Raw genomic sequence first — 20,278 nt, forward strand, 5'->3', positions numbered from 1 at the left:
ACGGACACGCCGGCCGCCGTCGTGATTTACGACGTCGGGGCCGCCAAAGTGCCCCTCGACGGTTGCCCGCCCGCGCCCGCTTGGACGGCGGCAGCGAACCCGGCGCGGTGCATCCTTTGCCGGAGCCCGAAAGCAAGGTAGACACAGGGGGAGCGGAGCGGCGGCGCTTCTGGAATGCCTGGGCCGGACGTCGGCCAGCGGCTGGTGGCCACGTCTGCAGAAGACCCGGCCTGTGAGCAAGGAGAGCCTGAATGTCTGAAGAAACCTTCGACCTCGTCATCCGGGGCCGGCGCGTTCTGACCGAGGCCGGGATCGCGCCGCGCGAAGTGGGAGTGCGCGGCGGCAAGGTGATGGCCCTTGAACCGCTCGGCAGCGGGCTGTCCGGCGCGGAGGTCATTGAACTCGCGGACGACGAAACCCTGCTTCCCGGACTCGTGGATACGCATGTCCACGTGAACGAGCCGGGCCGCACCGAGTGGGAGGGTTTTGCCTCCGCCACCCGGGCCGCGGCGGCCGGCGGCGTGACCACCATCATCGACATGCCGCTCAACAGCATCCCGCCCACCACCACGGTGGACGCCCTCAACCTCAAACGCGAGGCGGCAAAGGACCAGGCGTTCGTTGACGTGGGGTTCTGGGGCGGAGCCATTCCCGGCAACAAGGCGGACCTCCTCCCGCTGCACAACGAGGGCGTCTTCGGCTTCAAGTGTTTCCTGCTGCACTCCGGCGTGGACGAGTTCCCGCACCTTGACGCCGAGGAGCTGGAAGAGGACCTGGCCGAACTCAAGTCCTTCGATTCGCTCATGATCGTCCATGCCGAGGACGCCCACGCGATCGACCGCGCCCCGCACCCCGGCGGCAACCAGTACGCCACGTTCCTCGCCTCCCGGCCGCGCGGCGCCGAGAACAAGGCCATCGCCGAGGTGATCGAACGCGCCCGCTGGACCGGCGCCCGCGTGCACATCCTGCACCTGTCATCCTCGGATGCCCTGCCCATGATCGCCAGCGCCAAGCGCGACGGCGTGCACCTCACCGTGGAGACCTGCCCGCACTATCTCACCCTTACGGCCGAGGAAATCCCCAACGGGGCAACGGCCTACAAGTGCTGCCCGCCCATCCGAGAGGCCTCCAACCGGGAACTGCTCTGGAAGGGCCTCCAGGACGGCACCATCGACTGCATCGTCTCCGACCACTCCCCCAGCACCCTGGAGCTCAAGGACCTGGAACACGGCGACTTCGCCGTGGCATGGGGCGGGGTCTCCTCGCTGCAGCTAGGCCTGTCACTGGTCTGGACGCAGGCCCGGCACCGCGGCATCCCGCTGGAACAAGTGGTGTCCTGGATGGCGCAGAAGCCCGCCGAACTGGCCCGGCTGGGCAACAAGGGCCAGCTTGCCCTGGGATACGACGCCGACTTCGCCGTCTTCGCGCAGGACGAGGCCTACGTCGTGGACGTCGCCAAGCTCAAGCACAAGAACCCCATCACCCCCTACGACGGCAAGGCGCTCTCCGGCGTCGTCCGCAGAACCTTCCTGCGCGGCCAGGAGGTCGACGGCCGGACTCCCCGCGGAAGACTGCTCCGCGGCACGCCGGGGCCTGGTACTACGTCACCGCCCGGGGCCACGTCGCGGCGCTGACGGAAGAACTCGGCGTGTAGGCAGTACGATTCCGCGGCGGTTTCGGACGCACGCACCCCGGATCCGCGCCGCACCCGTCCGAAACCGCCGCGGAAACCGGCTACACCCGCGTCCCTGCCACGATGGTGGCGGTGGAACGGAGCCGGATGGCGCCGTCGTGTTCGTAGCGGCCCAGCAACTGGAAGACGTCGGAACGGATCAGCTCCCGGGATTCGCGGTCCGCCCCCGCCAGGCCCACGCCCACGGTGGTCGCAATCTCGGTCATGAACTCCCAGTAGAGCTCCGGTGACCCCTTGACCAGGTCGGTGGTGACCTTGCGTTCGCTGACCGCGGCCAGTCCGGCGTCCTTGAAGACCCTGGCCATGTATCCCGGCGCGGCGCACCGGAACAGCCCGGGGGCGCCCGTCGTGGGCACCGGCAGTTCGGTGTGGCGGGCGATCGTGCCGAGGATCAGGGTGGCCCACGGGTTCTCGGCGGCACGGCCCCAGACAGCGGCGCTGATCCGGGCGCCCGGCCTGGCGACGCGCGCCATTTCCTCCACCGCGGCGGAAACGCTGGGGAAGAACATCACACCGAAGCGGCAGAGGACCGCGTCGAAGGTGCCGTCGTCGAACGGCAGCCTGGCGGCGTCGCCGACTTCGGTGCGCACGTTGTCCAGCCCCCGGGCTGCTGCCTTCTCGGATGCAACCCGCAACATCCCCGCGGAGAGGTCCAGCAGGGTGACGCTGCCGCGCGGAACGAGGGCGGCCGCGGTGAGGCCCGGTTCGCCGGTTCCGGCTGCGACGTCGAGAACCGCGGAGTCCGGACGGAGCCTCGCCTCCTCGATGACCGCGTCGCCGAAGGGGGCATGCCAGCCGAGCACTTCAGCGTCCCATTTCCGCCAGCCGGTGGAAAACTCATCCCAAGTGCTGCGCTGCTGGTCCCTGATGCGCTCGGCTGAGGCTGACATGGCGCTCCTTGGCTGTTCCGTGCCCTCCCCCACCCCTAGTCTGCTCCCGGCGCCCCGGCGGTCGCAATGGCTGTCGGGGCAGTAGGCTTAACGGCATGTCTACCCCCGAAAACCCCGGCACCGCAGGCCAGCAGCACGTTCCCGAACGGCGCGAAATCACCGTGCGCCGGGCGCCGAAGTACGTGCCGATCCTGGTCCTGGGCGGGCTGCTGGGCTTCGGTGTGGCCGCCTTCCTCGCCTACGGGCTCCCGGGCGATGAGAGCTACGATGCCAGCGCCGTGTTTGGCTTCTTCATGATCCTGTGCGGCGCGGGCGGCGTCATTGTGGGTGGCCTCGCGGCGCTCATCCTGGACCGCCTGAGCGTCCGCCGGGCCAAGCGCGCCGTCGTCGAATCCGTTCCGGATTCCGTTCCTGATGCCGAGGACCAGCACGGCGCCTGAGCAGGGCCCAGGTCATAATCGGGCCCCCGGAAAAGACCCAGCGCACAACGTGAGATAATCGACCAGTGGCACGCGGCGATGGAAAACTCTCTCATGACCTTCTCTCTGGCGAAAAAGGCCCCCAGGACGCATGTGGCGTCTTCGGGGTCTGGGCTCCCGGTGAAGAGGTTGCAAAACTCACCTATTACGGGCTGTATGCACTACAGCACCGCGGTCAGGAGTCGGCTGGCATAGCCACCAGCGACGGCAAGCGGATCAACGTCTACAAGGACATGGGACTCGTATCCCAGGTCTTCGACGAGACGACGCTCAACACCCTGACCGGGCACCTGGCCGTCGGCCACTGCCGTTACTCCACCACCGGCGCCAGCCACTGGGCCAACGCGCAGCCCACCCTTGGCGCGACCGCGACCGGCACTGTGGCCCTGGCCCACAACGGCAACCTGACCAACACCGCCGAGCTCAAAGCCATGATCGTTGAACACAACGGCGGCCAGCTCACCGGTGAAATGAAGCAGGGCAACACCTCGGATACCGCCCTCGTCACCGCCCTGTTGGAGGGCGAAGAGGGCAAGTCGCTCGAAGAGACCGCGATGGACCTGTTGCCCAAAATCAAGGGCGGCTTCTGCTTTGTCTTCATGGATGAAGGCACCCTTTACGCAGCCCGCGACACCTACGGAATCCGCCCGCTCTGCCTGGGCAGGCTGGAGCGCGGCTGGGTGGTCGCCTCCGAGCAGTCCGCCCTGGCCACCGTCGGCGCCAGCTTCATCCGCGAAATCGAGCCCGGGGAGTTCATCGCGATCGACGAGGACGGCGTCCGCTCCCAGCGCTTCGCCGAGGCGACGCCGGCCGGCTGCGTCTTCGAGTACGTCTACCTCGCCCGCCCGGACGCCTCCATTGCAGGCCGTTCCGTGTACGAGTCCCGCGTGGAAATGGGCCGCCAGCTGGCCCGCGAAAACACCCAGGAAGCGGACATCGTCATCCCGGTCCCGGAATCGGGCACCCCCGCCGCCGTGGGCTACGCCGAGGAATCCGGCATCCCGTTCGCCCACGGCTTCGTCAAGAACTCCTACGTTGGCCGGACGTTCATCCAGCCCTCGCAGACGCTGCGCCAGCTGGGAATCCGGCTCAAGCTCAACGCGCTCGAATCCGTGATCCGCGGCAAGCGGGTGGTGGTCGTCGATGACTCGATCGTCCGCGGCAACACCCAGCGCGCGATCGTCAGGATGCTCCGCGAAGCCGGCGCCGCCAGCGTCCACATCAAGATTTCCTCCCCGCCGGTGAAGTGGCCGTGCTTCTACGGGATCGACTTCGCCTCCCGTGCGGAGCTGATTGCCAACGGTGCCACCGTCGAGGAAATCACCCAGGCGATCGGCGCCGATTCGCTGGCCTACATCTCCGAAGACGGCATGATCGGCGCCACCCAGCAGCCGCGCGAACGCCTGTGCACCGCCTGCTTCACCGGCAAGTACCCGATCGAACTGCCGGGTGCCGATAAGCTCGGCAAGAACCTGCTCGAGCGCACCGATCTCGGCGGGCTCCCCGCCGCCGGAGATGCCGCCCTCGGCGCTGCCGCGTCGGAATCCGCCGCCGAAGCCGCCGCCGGCATCAGCGCCGATGAGGATCCGGCCGAGAAGCCCGGTGCCACCGGCTGCGATCCGGGCCCGGACGCCGAATTCGAAGAACTGCTTACCGACGGCGATCGCATTGATCGTCCACTCGCTGCCGACAAGAAAGAGCCCGTATGACTTCCGCCTCCCCGGCCGCTGACATGAACGCCGCCCAGAACTCCGTCGGCATCACCTACGCTTCAGCCGGCGTCGACGTCGAAGCGGGCGACCGCGCCGTCGAACTCATGAAGGACGCCGTCAAGGCGACCCACAACTCCTCGGTGATCGGCGGCGTCGGCGGCTTCGCCGGCCTGTACGACGTCTCGAAGCTGCTCACGTACAAGCGCCCGCTGCTGGCCACCTCCACCGACGGTGTGGGCACCAAGGTCGCGATTGCGCAGGCCATGGACATCCACGACACGATCGGCTTCGACCTCGTCGGCATGGTGGTCGATGACATCGTCGTGGTGGGCGCCGAACCCCTGTTTATGACCGACTACATCGCCTGCGGCAAGGTTGTCCCGGAGCGCATCGCGGACATCGTCCGCGGCATCGCGGCCGCCTGCTCCGTTGCCGGCACCGCCCTGGTGGGCGGCGAAACCGCCGAGCATCCGGGGCTGCTGGGCGAGCACGAGTACGACGTCGCCGGTGCCGCCACCGGGGTTGTCGAAGCCGCCGACCTGCTGGGCCCGGACCGCGTCCGCGCCGGCGACGTGGTGATCGGCATGGCCTCCTCCGGGCTGCACTCCAACGGCTACTCCCTGGTCCGCCGCGTCATCAACCACGCCGGCTGGGCCCTGGACCGCCACGTGTCCGAATTCAGCCGCACGCTGGGTGAGGAACTCCTCGAACCCACCCGCGTCTACGCCGCCGACTGCCTGGACCTGGCCCGCACCTTCCCGGTGAACGGCTCCGCCGCCGGCCAGGCCGTGCACGGCTTCAGCCACGTGACCGGCGGCGGCCTCGCCGCCAACCTGGCCCGCGTCCTGCCGCAGGGCCTGCTGGCCACCGTGGACCGCGCCACCTGGCAGCTTCCGGCCATCTTCCGGCTCGTCGCCGAACTGGGCAACGTCCCGCTGGCCGACCTGGAGCGCACCCTGAACCTTGGCGTGGGCATGGTCGCGATCGTCTCCCCCGAGGCTGCCGACGCCGCCGTGAGCCGCCTCAACGAGCGCGGCCTGCCGGCCTGGGTGATGGGCACCGTGGAGCAGAATTCGGACTCGATCGTCAAGACCGGCCCGGACTACGTCCAGGGCGCCAAGGGCGTCGACGGCGGCGCCGTCCGGCTGGTCAACGCCTACGCCTAAAACCCCATCGAGTGCTCCGCAACGGCCGTTTAGCAGCTCCAAAACGGCCGTTGCGGAGCACTCGATCTGTTTAAACCTCCAGCACGCTGAACACGCCGCCCTGCGGATCCGCGAGGGTCGCGATGGTGCCGGCTTCCTCGACCTCGTCCGGTTCAATCAGGACCGTGCCGCCCGCAGCCACGGCCGCCGTGACCGCTTCCGCGACGCTCGACACCCCGAAGTAAACCTGCCAGCCCGGCTTGAGCGTGCCCTCGGCCTCCGCCGGGACAGCGGCGATCCCGGCCACCTCCGCGCCGCCCACCATCAACGTGGTGTACTTGCCGCCGTCGTCCTGCGGGTATTCCGTCACCTCGTGCCCGAACAGCTGCTGGAAGAATCCGACGGCGGCCTGCGGCTCGGGCGTCAGCAGCTCGGCCCACGCGAGCGTGCCGGGTTCCCCGCTGCGGGCGGTACCGAAGTGGCTTCCGGCCTGCCAGGCGCCGGTGGTGCCGCCTCCGGGCGGGGCGAAGAAGACCATCACCCCGGTGCCGTCCACGGCCTCGGGGCCAAATTCCAGGGTGCCGCCGGCGTGGACCAGGCCGTCAGCGAGCTCCCGGGCGTCAGAGGAGGCGAGGTACACGTTCCACTGCCCGGGAGCGCCGGCGGCCTGCTGCTGCGGATTCTGCGGCGCGATCACGGTAACCAGGTCCTCGCCCAGGAATGCCTGGGCATAGCTGCGCCCGTCGGGAGTGGGCAGGTCCTCGTAGCGCCAGCCGAAAACGGCGGCATAGAAGGCCTTGGCCGCGCCGACGTCGCTGGTCTGGAGATCCGTCCAGCAGATCTCGCCTTCGGTGAACCCCGTGCGCATGGTCATGGCAATCCCTCCGGAAAGTTGGTTCGGGCCGGTGGAGCCGGCAGCTTCAACCTAGCCTGAGGGTCCGGCCGGGACAACCGCGGACGGCCGCAGTCCGCGGGCAGCAGAAAACCCACCGTCCACACCCGTGTTGGGAGTGGCCGGCGGGCCTGAAATCATGTGGTCGGCAATCCGCTAGCGGAGGAGCATGCCGGGAAGAAGTCCGACTAACCTATCCGACGGGAATCTACTTCGTCGTCGTCATCTTCCACATCGTCCGCGTACTTATCCACATAAGCCGAATAATCTGGCTCAACCGGTTCACTCGAGAAGCGGCTCGGTGTACGAACCTCAGAGCTCTTGAGCTCACGCTGAAGCGCAGTGTAGTCAGTGTTCGGGGAGTAGTACTTGATGTCCCGAGCCTGCTTGGTAGCTTTTGCCTTTTGACGGCCGCGCCCCATGGCGTGACCCCCTTTTGTACTCGGACCGGAGGTGGTCACCATTGGCGTTAGTGAGGCCCCGGAATGTTTGGTCAATTTGTCGTACACCTAGATTACATGCTTTCAGCGGTAACTGCTCCCCGGGACGGCCGCCGCGGGCGGTATCGGGCGCGCCGCCAGTCCGCACGGTGCCCGGGCGGCGTGCGGCCCGCCCGGCATCTTAGATAGAGTTCCCTAGTGGACTCCCGGAAACGGGTACCTCCGTCGGGCGACCAGCCGCGGAAAAATGCACGGAAGTGGTGAATTCTCAGTGACCGAAGAGAACGAGAGGTCTGGCCGCCACGGCAGCCCTGGGGTTCCCCCTGCCGGCGGACCCGCCGAACGGTCCGCGCCTGCTGTCCCGCCTGCTGTTCCGTCAGTTGAACGGCCCGCAGTGCCCCCGAAACCGTCGACGCCGCCAACCTCCGCGACGCCCGTTGTGCCGTCAGCGGCGCCGGTTGCACCGTTGGCTGCCCCCATCACTCCGCCGCCTGTCCGCCCGCCCGCGCCGCCGGTCAACCCGGTCAACCGGCCCGCCGCCGGCCAGCCCGGCCCACGCCAGCCCGGCCCACGCCAGCCCGGCCCGCGCCAGCGCCGCGTCGCCGAGGGCGCCCAGGCCGCCACGGGGGCCGCCGGCGCCGCTCTGGCGGGAGCCGGCAAGGCCGCTTCGGAAAAGGCCTCGCAGCTGGGCGGCCTGGTACGCCGCCAGAGTGCCGCGAGAATCGGCGGCGCGGTTGCCGCCGTCGTGGTTATGGGTCTGCTGATCTGGCTGACCTCGCTGGGCGGCAGCACCAACCAGCCTGCCGCGGACGCCTCCCCGGCGGCCGCCGCCACGACGCCGTCCGCCCCTGCGGGCCGCGGGCCGCTTCCGCTGGAAGGGGTCGGCCCGCTGGATTTCCAGCTCGGCGACTGTTTCAAGGATTTCGACCCGGAGGCGCCGCAGTCCACCATCGTGGATTGCGCCGAGGGGCACTCGGCGCAGCTGATCGCCGTCGAACACTACGCGACAGCCGACTCCTACCCGGGCCTGTCGGCTCTGAAGGACAAAGGCCGCGAGACCTGCCGCAACGCGCAGCTGACCGCCGCCGCCACAACCTACGACCTGAAGCAGCGCAACGCCTACCCGAGCTCCACGAGCTGGGACAACGGCGACCGCCGCGTGGACTGCTACGTCACCGCGGATACCGGGAACATCATCACGGAGTCCCTGGTTCCCTAGGGAATTCGCGCGGGCCCTCAGGGACGCGGGCACTCAGGGGCCAGCGCCAAAAACTGCCAGCCGGACCAAAGTCAGGCTGGCAGCTCCGTTTGAGGCCGCGGGTCCTTACCCCTTGCGGCTGACGGACAGCCCGCTGCCGGTGGAGGCGCCGCCGTCGGGCCGGTCCGACCCTTCGGCCCCGCCCACGGTGAGCTCCGTGAGGTCCGGGGCGGTGTCCACGAGCACGGTGTCGCCATCGGTAATCGTCCCGGCCAGGATGGCCTTGGCCAGCCGGTCGCCGATTTCACGCTGCACCAGCCGGCGCAGCGGCCGGGCGCCGTAGGCGGGGTCGAAGCCGGTCACCGCGAGCCAGGCGCGGGCGCCCTCGGTCACTTCCAGGTTGAGCCGGCGGCCCTTGAGGCGTTCGCCCAGTTCCTTGACCTGCAGCTCGACGATCCGGGACAGCTCCTCGACGTTCAGCGGGTCGAACAGCACCACCTCATCGAGCCGGTTCAGGAACTCGGGCTTGAAGGAGGCGTGCACGGTGGCCATCACGGCCTCGCGCTTGGCGGCCGCATCCAGGGCCGGGTCCACCAGGAACTGGCTGCCCAGGTTGGAGGTCAGCACCAGGATCACGTTGCGGAAGTCCACGGTGCGGCCCTGGCCGTCGGTGAGGCGGCCGTCGTCGAGCACCTGCAGGAGGATGTCAAACACCTCGGGGTGGGCCTTTTCCACCTCATCCAGCAGCAGCACGGAGTACGGTCGGCGGCGGACGGCCTCGGTGAGCTGGCCGCCCTCCTCGTAGCCCACATAGCCGGGGGGCGCCCCGACGAGTCGGGCCACGGAGTGCTTTTCCGAATATTCGGACATGTCGATCCGCACCATGGCGCGTTCGTCGTCGAACAGGAAGTCGGCCAGCGCCTTCGCCAGCTCGGTCTTGCCGACGCCGGTGGGGCCGAGGAACAGGAACGAACCGGTGGGCCGGTTGGGGTCGCTGATCCCGGCACGGGCGCGGCGGACGGCGTCGGAGACCGCGGTGACAGCCTTGGCCTGGCCGATCAGCCGCTCGCCGATCACGTGTTCCATCTCCAGCAGCTTCTGGCTTTCGCCCTGCAGCATGCGGCCGGCGGGGATGCCGGTCCAGGCGGAAATCACCTCGGCGATGTCGTCCGCGGTGACCTCGTCCGCGACCATAAGGTCCTGCTTGGCACCGCCGCCGGCCACCCGGGCCGATTCCGCTTCGGCGGCTTCGTTGAGTTCCCGCTCCAGGGCGGGAAGTTCGCCGTACAGGATCCGTGAGGCCGCTTCGAGGTCGCCTTCACGCTGGTATTTCTCGGCGGCGGAGCGCAGTTCGTCGATCCGGGCTTTGAGGTCACCGACGCGGTTCAGGCCGGCTTTCTCGGCTTCCCAGCGGGCGTTCAGCGCGGAGAGCTCTTCCTTCTTGTCCGCCATGTCCGCCCGGATCGCGGCGAGCCGTTCCACCGAGGCGGGGTCGGTTTCGTTGGCCAGGGCGAGTTCCTCCATGGTGAGGCGGTCCACCTGGCGGCGCAGCTGGTCAATCTCCTCCGGGGCGGAATCGATCTCCATCCGCAGCCGGGAGGCGGCCTCGTCGACGAGGTCGATCGCTTTGTCCGGCAGCTGCCGGCCCGAGATGTAGCGGTTCGAGAGCGTGGCCGCGGCTACGAGGGCGGAGTCGGAGATGGCGACCTTGTGGTGCGCCTCGTAGCGTTCCTTGAGGCCGCGCAGGATGCCGATGGTGTCCTCCACGCTTGGCTCCCCGACGAAGACCTGCTGGAAGCGGCGTTCCAGTGCGGGGTCCTTTTCGATGTTCTCGCGGTATTCGTCCAGGGTGGTGGCGCCGATCAGCCGGAGCTCGCCGCGGGCCAGCATGGGCTCGAGCATATTGCCCGCGTCCATGGAGCTGTCCCCGGACGCGCCGGCCCCCACCACGGTGTGGATCTCGTCGATGAAGGTGACGATCTGGCCCTCGGAGCCCTTGATCTCCTCCAGGACGGCCTTGAGCCGTTCCTCGAATTCGCCGCGGTATTTGGCGCCGGCCACCATGGAGGCGAGGTCCAGGGCGATCAGGGTCTTGCCGCGCAGGCTCTCGGGGACGTCGCCGGCGACGATGCGCTGGGCCAGGCCTTCGACGACGGCGGTCTTGCCGACGCCGGGTTCGCCGATGATGACGGGGTTGTTCTTGGTCCGGCGGCTCAGCACCTGGATGATGCGGCGGATCTCGGCGTCGCGGCCGATCACCGGGTCCAGCTTGCCGGAGCGGGCAATCGCGGTGAGGTCGGTGCCGTACTTCTCCAGCGCCTGGAAGGTGTTTTCGGGGTCGGCGGTGTCCACCTTGCGGTCGCCGCGAACCCCCGGCAGGGCGGCGAGCAGCGCCTCGTGGGAGGCGCCGGCGTCGCGCATCAGCTTGCCGACGGCGTCACTTCCGGACGCGAGCCCCAGCAGCAGGTGCTCGGTGGAGACGAAGGTGTCGCCGAGCCGCTCGGCCTCGTTCTGGGCGTTCTTGATGGCCTGCAGGGCGGTGCGGGACAGCTGCGGCTGCTGCACCGAGGTGCCGGAGGTGGACGGCAGGGCCTTGATGGCAGTACTGGCCTGGACGCTGACGGAATCGGGATCCGTGCCGGTGGCGCGGAGGAGCGCCACGGCCACACCCTCGCGCTGGTCCATGAGCGCCTTGAGCAGGTGGGCGGGTTCGAGCTGGGGATTTCCCGCCGTCGAGGCGTTCATGGCGGCTGCCGCAAGAGCCTCCTGGCTCTTGGTGGTGAATTTGGCGTCCAAAGAGAGCTCCTTCCGGGAACATGCTGATATTAAAGTTGAGTCTACTCCGCTCAACTCTGCATTGGGTCCCTTTGGCTCCATGTTTGCCGACAGCGAAAGGACTGTCTAGGGCCAGAGTCCCCCGCCGGGCACCTGGCCACCTCCGCGGGACATGCCCTCCGCGCGCGCTGAGCGCTGGACATAGTCCCAACCTGCCCACCGGCCAGGTCCAGGACTGGACATGTCCCGCGGCCAGGTTGCCAGCCCTGGAACGCGCCTCGAGGAATTTCACCGCGCGAACAGGACATGCCCACCGGCCAGGTCCAGGACTGGACATGTCCCGCTCCGCTAACCCGGGTCCGGGACTGGGCGTGTCCCGTTAAAGCCATTCGACGGTCGGCTCCCCCAAGGAGCCGACCGTCGAATAATGGGGCCGGTCCGATGTCGGCGGACCAGTCCGTAGAGCGGTCGGGGGAACCGCTCCTGCAGGGAATTTCGCTGTTCATCCATCTTGTCACACACATGACAAGTCTGTCACGCGTGTCAACGAAGTTTCCGGTGGGTAGGCTTTGGATCATGGATGAGACCGCGGCAGCACAGCACCACACCACCCGATCCGTTTTCCTGGACAAGCAGCACCCGGCCGCCTGGCGCGCCCTGAACGGACTGGGCCTGAAAGCCAAGGAGGCCGCTGATGAGGCCGGCCTGGACCGGACCCTGATCGAGCTGCTGAATGTCCGCATCTCGCAGATCAACGGCTGCGCCTTTTGCCTGGATCTGCACGTCGGCGACGCCGTGAAGAACGGCGAGTCCGCCCAGCGGCTTGCAGTCCTCCCGGCCTGGCGCGATACGGACCTCTTCAGCGAGAAGGAACGCGCCGCCCTGACCCTGGCCGAGGCCATCACCAACATTTCGGACGCCGGCGCCCGGGAACACGAGGGTGCCGCCGCCAGGAAACACCTCACGGACGAGGAGTTCTCCGCCATCAGCTGGCTGGTGATCACCATGAACGCCTTCAACCGGGTTTCGATCGTCAGCCAGCACCCGGTCCGCAAAGACCGCGGCTAGCCGGACCCGGGACGCGGCTTCGCTTTCACGCTGCGCATTCCCGTCGTGAAGACGTCACGCCGATTGGATCTGTGACGCCGCTACGCCGGGTAGATCGACACCGCCGCCGCCTTGACCACGAAATAGACCGCGAGACCTGGAGCCAGCCCGAGGTCCGCCGAGGCAGCGGGGGTTACGTCCGCGGACAGCTCGCCGGCGCGGACCCGGATCTGGTCCCCGTGCGGCTCCAGGTCCGTGACCGTGACACGAAACGAGTTCCGCGGGCTGCCGTGTGCCTCGCTCAGGAAAACCGACACGGCCGACGGCGGGAATGCCGCCACGCCCGCCTGCCCGGCGGCGAGCGGAGCGTCGTGCTGGCCGGCAAACTCGAGGCCCCCGGGGGTCCGGATCCCGGCGGACGTCACGGTCCCCGGCACCAGGTTCAGCCCGGCCAGCCCCGCGGCGAAGCGGCTGCGCGGCCGCCGGAGGACCTCACGGGTGGGGCCCTCCTCGGTGATCCGGCCCTCCTCCATCACGATCACCCGGTCCGCGAGCATGTAGGCGTCCAGCACGTCGTGGGTGACGATAATGGCACTCCGGCCGCTCAGAACCCGCCTGAGCAGCCGCCGCAGCAGCGGAGCGGCGTGGATGTCCAGGGCGGACAGCGGCTCATCCAGCAGCAGCACCTCCGGGTTCGCGGCCAGCGCCCGGGCCACAGCCACGCGCTGCGCCTGCCCTCCGGACAGCTCCCCCGGCCGCCGGGCGGCGAGTTCCGAAGCGTCGACCTCGGCAAGCCAGTGCCGGGCAGCCTCCCGGGCCTCCCGTTTGGGCACCCCGCTGCTCCGGGGTCCAAAGGCCACGTTTTCAAGTGCGCTCAGGTGCGGAAAAAGCAGCGGATCCTGGGCCAGCAGGGCGGTTCCGCGGCGGTGCGGCGCGGTCCAGGCAGGCGCTCCCGCGCCCCGGTCGAACAGGACCCGGCCGTTCACCTCGGCCCGGCCGGTGTCCGGACGGAGCAGCCCGGCGATCACGGACAGCAGCGTGGATTTCCCCGCCCCGTTCGGCCCGAGCACCGCGACCGTCTCGCCGGGCGCCAGGCTGAGCGAGACCTCAAAGCGGCGGGCGGCCAGGGCGGCGTCGAAGGTGAAGGTCATGGCGCCACCCGCCCGGGGGTGCCCGCACTTCGGGCCGTTCTGCCGCCCGGGCCCGCCGGTGCGGGACCCCGGTAGGAGAGCCCGACGACGATGACCGCCACCGCGACCAGCAGCAGGGACAGCGCGACGGCGGCGTCGGCGTCGGTCTCGCGCTGCAGGTAGATTTCCAGCGGCAGGGTGCGGGTGACGCCCTGCAGGCTCCCGGCGAAGGTGAGGGTGGCGCCAAATTCGCCCAGGCTCCTGGCGAAGGAGAGCACGGCCCCGGACGCGAGTCCCGGCAGGACCAGCGGGAGGGTGACCCGGCGCAGCACGGTGGTGGGGCGCGCACCGAGGGTCGCGGCCACGGCCTCGTACCGGCTGCCGGCCGAACGGAGGGCACCCTCGAGGCTGACCACAAGGAACGGCAGGGCAACGAAGGTCTGGGCCAGCACCACCGCCGTCGTCGAGAACGCGATCTGGATGCCGGCGACTTCAAGGCTCCTGCCCAGGAGGCCCTGGCGGCCGAAGGCGTAGAGCAGCGCGATGCCGCCCACCACCGGGGGCAGCACCAGCGGCAGCAGCACGAAGGACCGCAGCAGCCGCTGGCCGGGGAAGTCGCCGCGGGCCAGCACCAGCGCCAGCGGCACCCCGAACAGCACGCACAGCGCCGTGCTCGCGGCTGCGGTGCGGAGGCTCAGCCCCAGGGCCGTGAGGGACGAGTCGGAGGTGACCAGCGGGATGAACTGCGGCCAGTTGACCCTGCCCACCATCGCCGCGAGCGGCAGCAGCACAAACAGCGCCCCGACGGCGGCCATGGCAAGGACCCAGCGCGGAATCCCGCTGTAGGCACTGTCTCTCCGGCGTTCCATGCGGTCCTACGGCGCTCCGAAGCCGGCATCGCTGAGCAACTGCCGGCCTTCGGGTCCCGTGACGGCCGCCAGGAAGGCGGCCGCCAGTTCCTTGTTCCTGCTGGTCCGCAGCACGGCGATCGGATAGGTGTTCACGGCCGCGGCGGACTCGGCGAACCGGATTTCTTTGACCCTGTTCCCGGCGGCCAGGACGTCCGTGACGTAGACCAGCCCGGCGTCGGCCTCTCCCGAAATGACTTTGCCCAGGACATCGGTCACGGACGATTCCTCACTGACCGGGTTCAGCGTGGTGCCGGTTTCCCTTTCGGCCACTTTCGCGGCCGCGCCGCACGGAACCTGCCCCGCGCAGATGACTGTCCGGACGCCGGGCCGGGCGAGGTCCGCGAAGGAGGTGATGGCCGCGGGGTTCGCCGGGGGAACGGCGATGGTCAGCACGTTGCTGGCGAAGTCCTGGGGTGGTCCTTCGAGCTGTCCCGCGCTGCTCAATTGGGCCATCGTGCCGGCATCGGCGGAGGCGAAGACATCCGCCGGGGCCCCCTGGCCGATCTGGGTGGCCAGGTCGGAGGAGCCCGCGAAGCTGAGCGCCACTGTGGTTCCCGGGTTCCCGGCCTCGAACTGCTCGGCAAGCGCCGTGAAGGGGGCCTTGAGGGAGGCTGCGGCGAAGACGGTGACAGTCTTGCCGGCGCCGCCGTCGCCGGAGACCGCGCCGCAGGAGGCGAGCGCGGCCGACAGCGTTCCCGCCGCCAGCAGGGCACCGAACCTCAGGGCGGCCGTCCGCAGGGCACCGAACCGCAGTGCGGCCCTCATATGACGCTCTTGCCCTTGGGGGTTTCGATGATCACCGTGGTGGCCTTGACGACGGCGGTCGCGACCGAGCCGAGTTCCAGGCCGAGCTCCCGCACGGCCTCGCTGCTCATCAGCGACACCACCCGGAACGGCCCGCACTGCAGTTCCACCTGCGCCATGACCGTGTCGGCGGTGATGGCCGTGACCAGTCCCACGAAGCGGTTGCGGGCCGAGCTGCCCGCCTTGGCCGGATCATCCGGAAGCTGGGCCTGCTCCCGGGCCAGCGACGCGAGTTCCAGCCCGTCCACGGCGAGCCGCCCGGCGTCGTCCCGGTGCGGGGTCAGGCTTCCGTTCTCGGTCCAGCGCCGGATGGTGTCATCGCTGACACCCAGCAGCCGGGCCGCCTCGGAAACGCGGATATTAGGCATATGGACACTCTAACCCGCATCTGCGGAGTTCTTCCGTCTTGCGGCCCGCAAATCCGGGAATAGCCGGCCGCGGCACCTGACCGGTCCGGAAAAGGATCCTCTGGCCCCGGCGCCCTCCCTGGACTTAAAATTTCTGCGAGGGGTGGAGCCTCGGTCGCCTAGGAGCACCGCCGTGATGTGGATCAAACCGGAAGACCCGGGCTATGACGAGTCCAGGACACTGTTCAACGCCATGATCGACCGCCGCCCGGCGGTGATTGCCCCCTGCAGCACCCCGGCCGACGTCGCCGAAGCGCTCAAATACGCCAAGGACCACAACCTTGCCGTCGCTGTCCGGGCCGGCGGTCATTCCGTGGCCGGTATGTCGATGAACGACGGCGGTCTCGTGGTCGATGTGCGGCCGATGAAATCCGCCCGGGTCGACCCGGAAACGCGCACCGCGACGGTCGGGGCCGGCCTGACCTGCGGGGAATTCGACCGGGCCACCCAGCAGCACGGCCTCGCCCTCACCGGAGGCCGGGTCTCCACCACGGGCCTCGCCGGCTTTACACTCGGCGGCGGCTCCGGCTGGCTGGAGCGTGCCTTCGGCTTCGCCTGTGACGACCTGATCTCCCTGGACCTGGTCACCGCCGACGGGGAACAGGTCACCGCCAGTGCAACGGAGAACCCCGAACTGTTCTGGGCCCTGCACGGCGGCGGCGGGAACTTCGGCGTCGTCACGTCCTTCACCTTCGGCCTGCACCGGCTCGGCCCGACGGTCCACGCGGGACTGATGCTGTGGCCCGGCGACGCGGCACCTGAGATCAGCCGCGGCTACCGGGAACTGGCACTCGCGGCGCCGAACGAGGAATGCGCGACCATCCTCTACCTGACCATCCCGCCCGAACCGGAGATGCCCCCGCAGATGGTCGGCAAGATGGCGGTCGGCGTCGTCTACGCCTACGCCGGGGACGCCGCGGAAGGTGCCGAGCACGCCAAGCCCTACCGCGAGCTGGGACCCGCCGTGGATCTCGTGGAGGACACCGGCTACGCGGACTTCCAGTGCTCACTGGACGACCCGCCGGGCAAGTACAACTACTGGAGTGCTGACTACCACGACGAACTCTCCGATGCCGCCCTGGATGTCATCCTCGACTCCGCCCGCAACCTGCCGGGGCCCAGTTCCCAGCAGCTCGTGGCCCACTGGGGCGGGGCGGTGAGCGGCCCGGCCGCGGCAGCCACCCCGCTGCTGAACCGGAACGCCAGCTGGGTGACCCACCCCTTCGGTCTGGGCGACACCCCGCAGGGCGGCCAGGAGGCGAAGGCCTGGGTCAAGAGGTTCCGCCAGGACATCGCGCCCTACGCGACCGGGGGCGTGTGGCTGAACTTCATCGGCGACGAGGGCCAGGAACGGGTCCGGGCGGCCTTCGGCGAGGAGAACTACAACCGGCTGGCCCAGGTGAAACGGGAGTTCGACCCGGAGAACACGTTCCGCGGGAACCAGAACATCCGGCCCGCCGATTCCTGAAAACGGGCCAGTCCCCGGGCTGGAGCCCCGGCTGTGAGACGGTTGGTAAGTAGCATGACCATCCGAGAGCGGGAGACAAAACAGCATGGGCAGTCCGGAGAAGACAACACCCTGGAGCGACAGCCTGGGCCGCGCCAGCATCAGGACCGCGCAGGTCCTCCTGCTACTGGTCCTGACCGTGGTGGTGGTCTATGCCCTGATCCAGGTGCGGCTCGTGGTGATTCCGGCGCTGCTGGCCCTGATTCTGGCCGCCGCGATCTCACCGTTCGTCCACTGGCTGCGCCGCCGCGGCTGGCCGAGCGCCGCCGCCACGGGCTTCTCGTTCGTGGCGCTCCTGCTCGCGTTCGGTGCCGTGATCACCGGCATCGTCTTCGCCGTGATGAGCCAGGCCGACGAACTGGCCAGCAAGGCCACGGAGGGATTCGACCGGGTCTATGACTTCATCCGCACCGGTCCCATCCCGGTCGATGACGCGCAGATCCAGCAGGTGCGCGACGCCGCCATCGACTTCGCCACCTCCAGCACCGTCGGAGCGGGCGCCATCTCCGGGCTCAGCGCCGCCGGCAACTTCATCACCGGCGCCCTGCTTATGGCCGTGATCCTGTTCTTCTTCCTGAAGGACGGCGAGCGCATCTGGGCGTTTGTGCTGCGGGCGTTCAAGGGCAGGAAGCTGGTGAAGGCACGCCGCGCCGGCGAGCGGAGCCTCAACGTGCTCGGCGGCTATGTGCGGGGAACATCCATTGTGGCCCTCGTGGATGCCTTCTTCATTGGCCTCGCGCTCGTGGTGATGGGGGTGCCGCTCGCCCTGCCGCTCTCCGCACTGACCTTCATCGGGGCCTTCATCCCGCTGATCGGCGCCACCCTGGCCGGCATCCTGGCGGCGCTCGTCGCGCTGGTCGCCAACGGTCCGCTCGCGGCCCTGATCGTCATCATCGTCGTGATCGTCGTCAACCAGCTGGAGGGCAACTTCCTTCAGCCCGTGGTGATGGGCCAGGCGCTCAACGTGCACGCCCTCGTCATCCTGCTCGCCCTCACGGCCGGCACCATCCTCGCCGGCATCATCGGCGCGATCCTTGCCGTCCCCCTCGTGGCGGTGGGCTGGGCCGCGATCAAGGCCTGGAACTCGGAGGAGACCATCACGCCCGAGGCCATCGCGGAGGCCGAGCATGAGACGCGGCTGAATGAACAGGGCGAAGGCGTGCGCTCCAAGCCGCTCAGCGCCCGGACCCAGTCGGAGAAGCAGTCCGACACCGCCGCCACCGACGCCAGCCAGGGCTGATCCGCAGCCGGATTAGACTTCCCCCATGGCCATCTATGTTGATCCTCCGCTCTGGCCGGCGCACGGAACGCACTTCTCGCACCTGATCTCGGACACCTCGCTGGAGGAGCTGCACAGCTTCGCCGCGGCTGCGGGGATCCCGGACAGGGCGTTCGACGGCGACCATTACGACGTCGCCGAGGCCCGGTACAGCGCCCTCGTGGCGGCGGGGGCCGTCCCGGTGGAGGGCCGGATCCTGGTGCGCAAGCTGATCGCCAGCGGACTGCGGATCCCGGCCCGGCGGCGCAGCAGCTCGCTCAAGCTCCCGCTGCTGACACGCTGGAACGAGGTCCTCCCGGGCCACGACGCGCTCTTTTTGGACCTGCTGGACCGCTGGGGCGAGGAGCACCGGAGGTACCACGGCCGCACGCACCTGCTGGCGGTCCTCGAGGCCCTGGACCTCCTCACCGCACCCGCCGGTCCGCCCCGGACCGTGCTGCTAGCCGCCTGGTTCCACGACGCCGTCTACCGCGGCATCGCGGGCCAGGACGAGGAGGAGTCGGCCCGGCTCGCCGAAGACCGCCTTGCCCATGCGGGCCTTCCCGCGGCCGAGGTGGACGAGGTGGCCCGTCTGGTGCGGATGACGGCGGAGCACCGGCCGGAGACAGGCGACGAGGCCGCTGCCCTGCTCAGCGACGCGGACCTCTCGGTGCTGGGCGGAACCCCGGCGGCGTACGCCCGGTATCTGGCCGCCGTCCGGCAGGATTTTGCGCATATCGGCGACGACGACTTTGCCGCCGGACGCGCCGCCGTCGTCCGCCGGCTCCTGGAGCTGGATCCGCTGTTTCACACCCAGCGGGGCCGGGAACTGTGGCGGGAAGCAGCGCGGCGGAACCTGCAGGGCGAACTCGGCTGAGCAACCCCCGCCACAGCGACGCAGGGTCACTCCGCGCCCATAAACCCAGTCCGGACGGGCGCGGAGTGACCCCGCGATGCCTGGTTGCTCAGGCGCTCCGGTGGAGGTGGTCGGCCAGGCGGTCGAAGGACTCGCGCCAGCCGACGCCGTGGCCGTCCCGGTTCTCGATCGTGTCGAAGGGGCCCTGGATGAACGTCATCCGGGTGCCACCGTCGACCTCGTCCAGCTGGAAGGTCACCTCGGTCTCAAAGCCGCGGGTTCCGTCGGGCTTGTCCCAGGCATGGGTGTAGACGAAGAGACTGGGCGGTTCGATGTCCGTGAACACCCCGCTCCACCAGTGCTCGTCCCCGCTGCTGTCCTGGACCATGCAGGCCCGGTAGAGGCCGCCGATTTCCAGGTCCGCGTCGATGCTCTCGCGGGGAGTGTGGAAACCGCGGGGGCCCCACCAGGCCGTCGCCTGTTCGGGGTCCGTCAGGGCGGACCACACCCGGGCGATGGGGGCCTGGAATTCGCGGGTGATGACCAGCATGAGATCTTCGGGCGGGGCGGGCGCTTCCCCCTGGCCGGACGTTGCTGGAACAGCTGTTACATGCTCGGACATTGTGCTACTCCTCCTCGGAAAAAGGGCTAGTGGTAGCCCCTGCTGTAGGCCGTCACGAAGGGCTTGTCACTCGGGACGATCTGTTTGCCCAGCGGCATAAGCGAAACCGGAATGAGCTTGAGGTTGGCGATCGCGAGCGGGATCCCAATGATGGTGATGGCCATGGCGAAGGCGGTGACCACGTGTCCGATCGCGATCCAGATCCCGGCGACGAGCAGCCAGATGACGTTTCCGAGCAGGGAGAACACCCCCGTGCCGCCCGGGCGGTCCACCACGGTGCGGCCGAACGGCCAGAGCGCGTAGTTCGCGATGCGGAAGGACGCGAGGCCCCACGGGATGGTGACGACCAGCAGGCAGCAGATGATCCCGGCCACGAAATAACCGAGTGCGAGCCACAGCCCGCCAAAGAGCAGCCAGATGATGTTGAGCAGAGTCTTCATGGCTCCATTCTCCCCCGCCGCGGGCCGATCCGGCCTAGGGGTTCACCCTGAACTGTTCCTGAATTGTGTCCC

The 20,278-nt window shown here is 69.0% G+C and carries 19 protein-coding genes; 9 read left to right on the forward strand and 10 right to left on the reverse strand.

Annotated features, from left to right (window positions below):
* The first annotated feature begins 251 nt into the window (after positions 1-251).
* A complete protein-coding gene (gene allB, locus ASPU41_RS03925; protein WP_069949814.1) occupies positions 252-1,634 on the forward strand; it encodes an allantoinase AllB in 1,383 nt (460 codons plus the stop codon).
* A 100-nt stretch (positions 1,635-1,734) separates the two neighbouring features.
* Here the strand turns inward: allB and ASPU41_RS03930 are convergent, their stop codons facing one another.
* Entirely contained in the window at positions 1,735-2,583 is an 849-nt protein-coding gene (locus tag ASPU41_RS03930) for a class I SAM-dependent methyltransferase (RefSeq protein ID WP_069949815.1), read from the reverse strand.
* Between the two features lie 95 nt (positions 2,584-2,678).
* Here ASPU41_RS03930 and ASPU41_RS03935 point away from each other — a divergent pair, with 95 nt between their 5' ends.
* The 3 genes from ASPU41_RS03935 (at position 2,679) to purM (ending at position 5,940) form a co-directional block, all read left to right on the forward strand.
* Positions 2,679-3,023 carry a hypothetical protein gene (locus ASPU41_RS03935; RefSeq protein WP_069949816.1) on the forward strand — a complete coding sequence of 115 codons (345 nt, stop codon included), beginning with the start codon at positions 2,679-2,681 and terminating at the stop codon, positions 3,021-3,023.
* Between the two features lie 65 nt (positions 3,024-3,088).
* A complete protein-coding gene (gene purF / locus ASPU41_RS03940) occupies positions 3,089-4,771 on the forward strand; it encodes an amidophosphoribosyltransferase (RefSeq protein WP_069949817.1) in 1,683 nt (560 codons plus the stop codon).
* Positions 4,768-5,940 (forward strand): phosphoribosylformylglycinamidine cyclo-ligase, encoded by a 1,173-nt coding sequence (gene purM / locus ASPU41_RS03945; protein WP_069949818.1) that lies wholly within the window; start codon positions 4,768-4,770, stop codon positions 5,938-5,940. Before purF ends, purM begins: the two co-directional genes overlap by 4 nt.
* 70 nt (positions 5,941-6,010) lie before the next feature.
* Here the strand turns inward: purM and ASPU41_RS03950 are convergent, their stop codons facing one another.
* Entirely contained in the window at positions 6,011-6,793 is a 783-nt protein-coding gene (locus ASPU41_RS03950; RefSeq protein WP_069949819.1) for a VOC family protein, read from the reverse strand.
* Between the two features lie 206 nt (positions 6,794-6,999).
* Positions 7,000-7,233 (reverse strand): DUF3073 domain-containing protein, encoded by a 234-nt coding sequence (locus tag ASPU41_RS21925; protein ID WP_083266351.1) that lies wholly within the window; start codon positions 7,231-7,233, stop codon positions 7,000-7,002.
* 484 nt (positions 7,234-7,717) lie between these two features.
* Here ASPU41_RS21925 and ASPU41_RS03955 point away from each other — a divergent pair, with 484 nt between their 5' ends.
* Positions 7,718-8,470, forward strand: a complete 753-nt coding sequence (locus ASPU41_RS03955) for a septum formation family protein (RefSeq protein WP_157356931.1) — start codon at positions 7,718-7,720, stop codon at positions 8,468-8,470.
* A gap of 105 nt (positions 8,471-8,575) precedes the next feature.
* Here ASPU41_RS03955 and clpB read toward each other — a convergent pair whose 3' ends face one another.
* A complete protein-coding gene (gene clpB, locus ASPU41_RS03960; protein ID WP_069949821.1) occupies positions 8,576-11,245 on the reverse strand; it encodes an ATP-dependent chaperone ClpB in 2,670 nt (889 codons plus the stop codon).
* A gap of 555 nt (positions 11,246-11,800) precedes the next feature.
* Here clpB and ASPU41_RS03965 point away from each other — a divergent pair.
* Positions 11,801-12,292 (forward strand): carboxymuconolactone decarboxylase family protein, encoded by a 492-nt coding sequence (locus ASPU41_RS03965; protein ID WP_069952466.1) that lies wholly within the window; start codon positions 11,801-11,803, stop codon positions 12,290-12,292.
* 80 nt (positions 12,293-12,372) lie between these two features.
* Here ASPU41_RS03965 and ASPU41_RS23970 read toward each other — a convergent pair whose 3' ends face one another.
* The 4 genes from ASPU41_RS23970 to ASPU41_RS03985 are packed head-to-tail and all read right to left on the reverse strand — an operon-like array spanning position 12,373 to position 15,484.
* Positions 12,373-13,422: a sulfate/molybdate ABC transporter ATP-binding protein gene (locus tag ASPU41_RS23970; RefSeq protein WP_069949822.1), complete on the reverse strand. Its 1,050-nt coding sequence runs from the start codon at positions 13,420-13,422 to the stop codon at positions 12,373-12,375.
* Positions 13,419-14,270, reverse strand: coding sequence for an ABC transporter permease (locus tag ASPU41_RS03975; RefSeq protein WP_069949823.1), 852 nt, complete (start codon positions 14,268-14,270; stop codon positions 13,419-13,421). Before ASPU41_RS03975 ends, ASPU41_RS23970 begins: the two co-directional genes overlap by 4 nt.
* A 6-nt stretch (positions 14,271-14,276) precedes the next feature.
* The gene (modA, locus tag ASPU41_RS03980) at positions 14,277-15,077 is read right to left on the reverse strand and encodes a molybdate ABC transporter substrate-binding protein (protein WP_069949824.1); all 801 of its coding nucleotides are present in this window, start codon (positions 15,075-15,077) and stop codon (positions 14,277-14,279) included.
* On the reverse strand, positions 15,074-15,484 hold the full coding sequence (locus tag ASPU41_RS03985) for a TOBE domain-containing protein (RefSeq protein ID WP_069949825.1): 411 nt from the start codon (positions 15,482-15,484) through the stop codon (positions 15,074-15,076). The genes modA and ASPU41_RS03985 overlap by 4 nt, the downstream gene beginning before the upstream one ends.
* 175 nt (positions 15,485-15,659) lie before the next feature.
* Between ASPU41_RS03985 and ASPU41_RS03990 the strand changes: the two genes are divergently transcribed.
* The 3 genes from ASPU41_RS03990 to ASPU41_RS04000 all read left to right on the forward strand — a co-directional run bounded on the left by ASPU41_RS03990 (position 15,660) and on the right by ASPU41_RS04000 (position 19,165).
* Positions 15,660-16,991, forward strand: a complete 1,332-nt coding sequence (locus ASPU41_RS03990; RefSeq protein ID WP_231941472.1) for an FAD-binding oxidoreductase — start codon at positions 15,660-15,662, stop codon at positions 16,989-16,991.
* Between the two features lie 85 nt (positions 16,992-17,076).
* The gene (locus ASPU41_RS03995) at positions 17,077-18,270 is read left to right on the forward strand and encodes an AI-2E family transporter (RefSeq protein WP_069949827.1); all 1,194 of its coding nucleotides are present in this window, start codon (positions 17,077-17,079) and stop codon (positions 18,268-18,270) included.
* A gap of 25 nt (positions 18,271-18,295) precedes the next feature.
* Positions 18,296-19,165 carry a DUF4031 domain-containing protein gene (locus ASPU41_RS04000; protein ID WP_069949828.1) on the forward strand — a complete coding sequence of 290 codons (870 nt, stop codon included), beginning with the start codon at positions 18,296-18,298 and terminating at the stop codon, positions 19,163-19,165.
* 88 nt (positions 19,166-19,253) lie between these two features.
* Here the strand turns inward: ASPU41_RS04000 and ASPU41_RS04005 are convergent, their stop codons facing one another.
* Both ASPU41_RS04005 and ASPU41_RS04010 read right to left on the reverse strand, forming a co-directional pair.
* A complete protein-coding gene (locus ASPU41_RS04005; protein ID WP_083266353.1) occupies positions 19,254-19,766 on the reverse strand; it encodes an SRPBCC family protein in 513 nt (170 codons plus the stop codon).
* A 26-nt stretch (positions 19,767-19,792) separates the two neighbouring features.
* The gene (locus ASPU41_RS04010; protein ID WP_069949830.1) at positions 19,793-20,206 is read right to left on the reverse strand and encodes a YccF domain-containing protein; all 414 of its coding nucleotides are present in this window, start codon (positions 20,204-20,206) and stop codon (positions 19,793-19,795) included.
* Positions 20,207-20,278: the final 72 nt, after the last annotated feature.

Source organism: Arthrobacter sp. U41 (assembly GCF_001750145.1).
GTDB lineage: Bacteria > Actinomycetota > Actinomycetes > Actinomycetales > Micrococcaceae > Arthrobacter.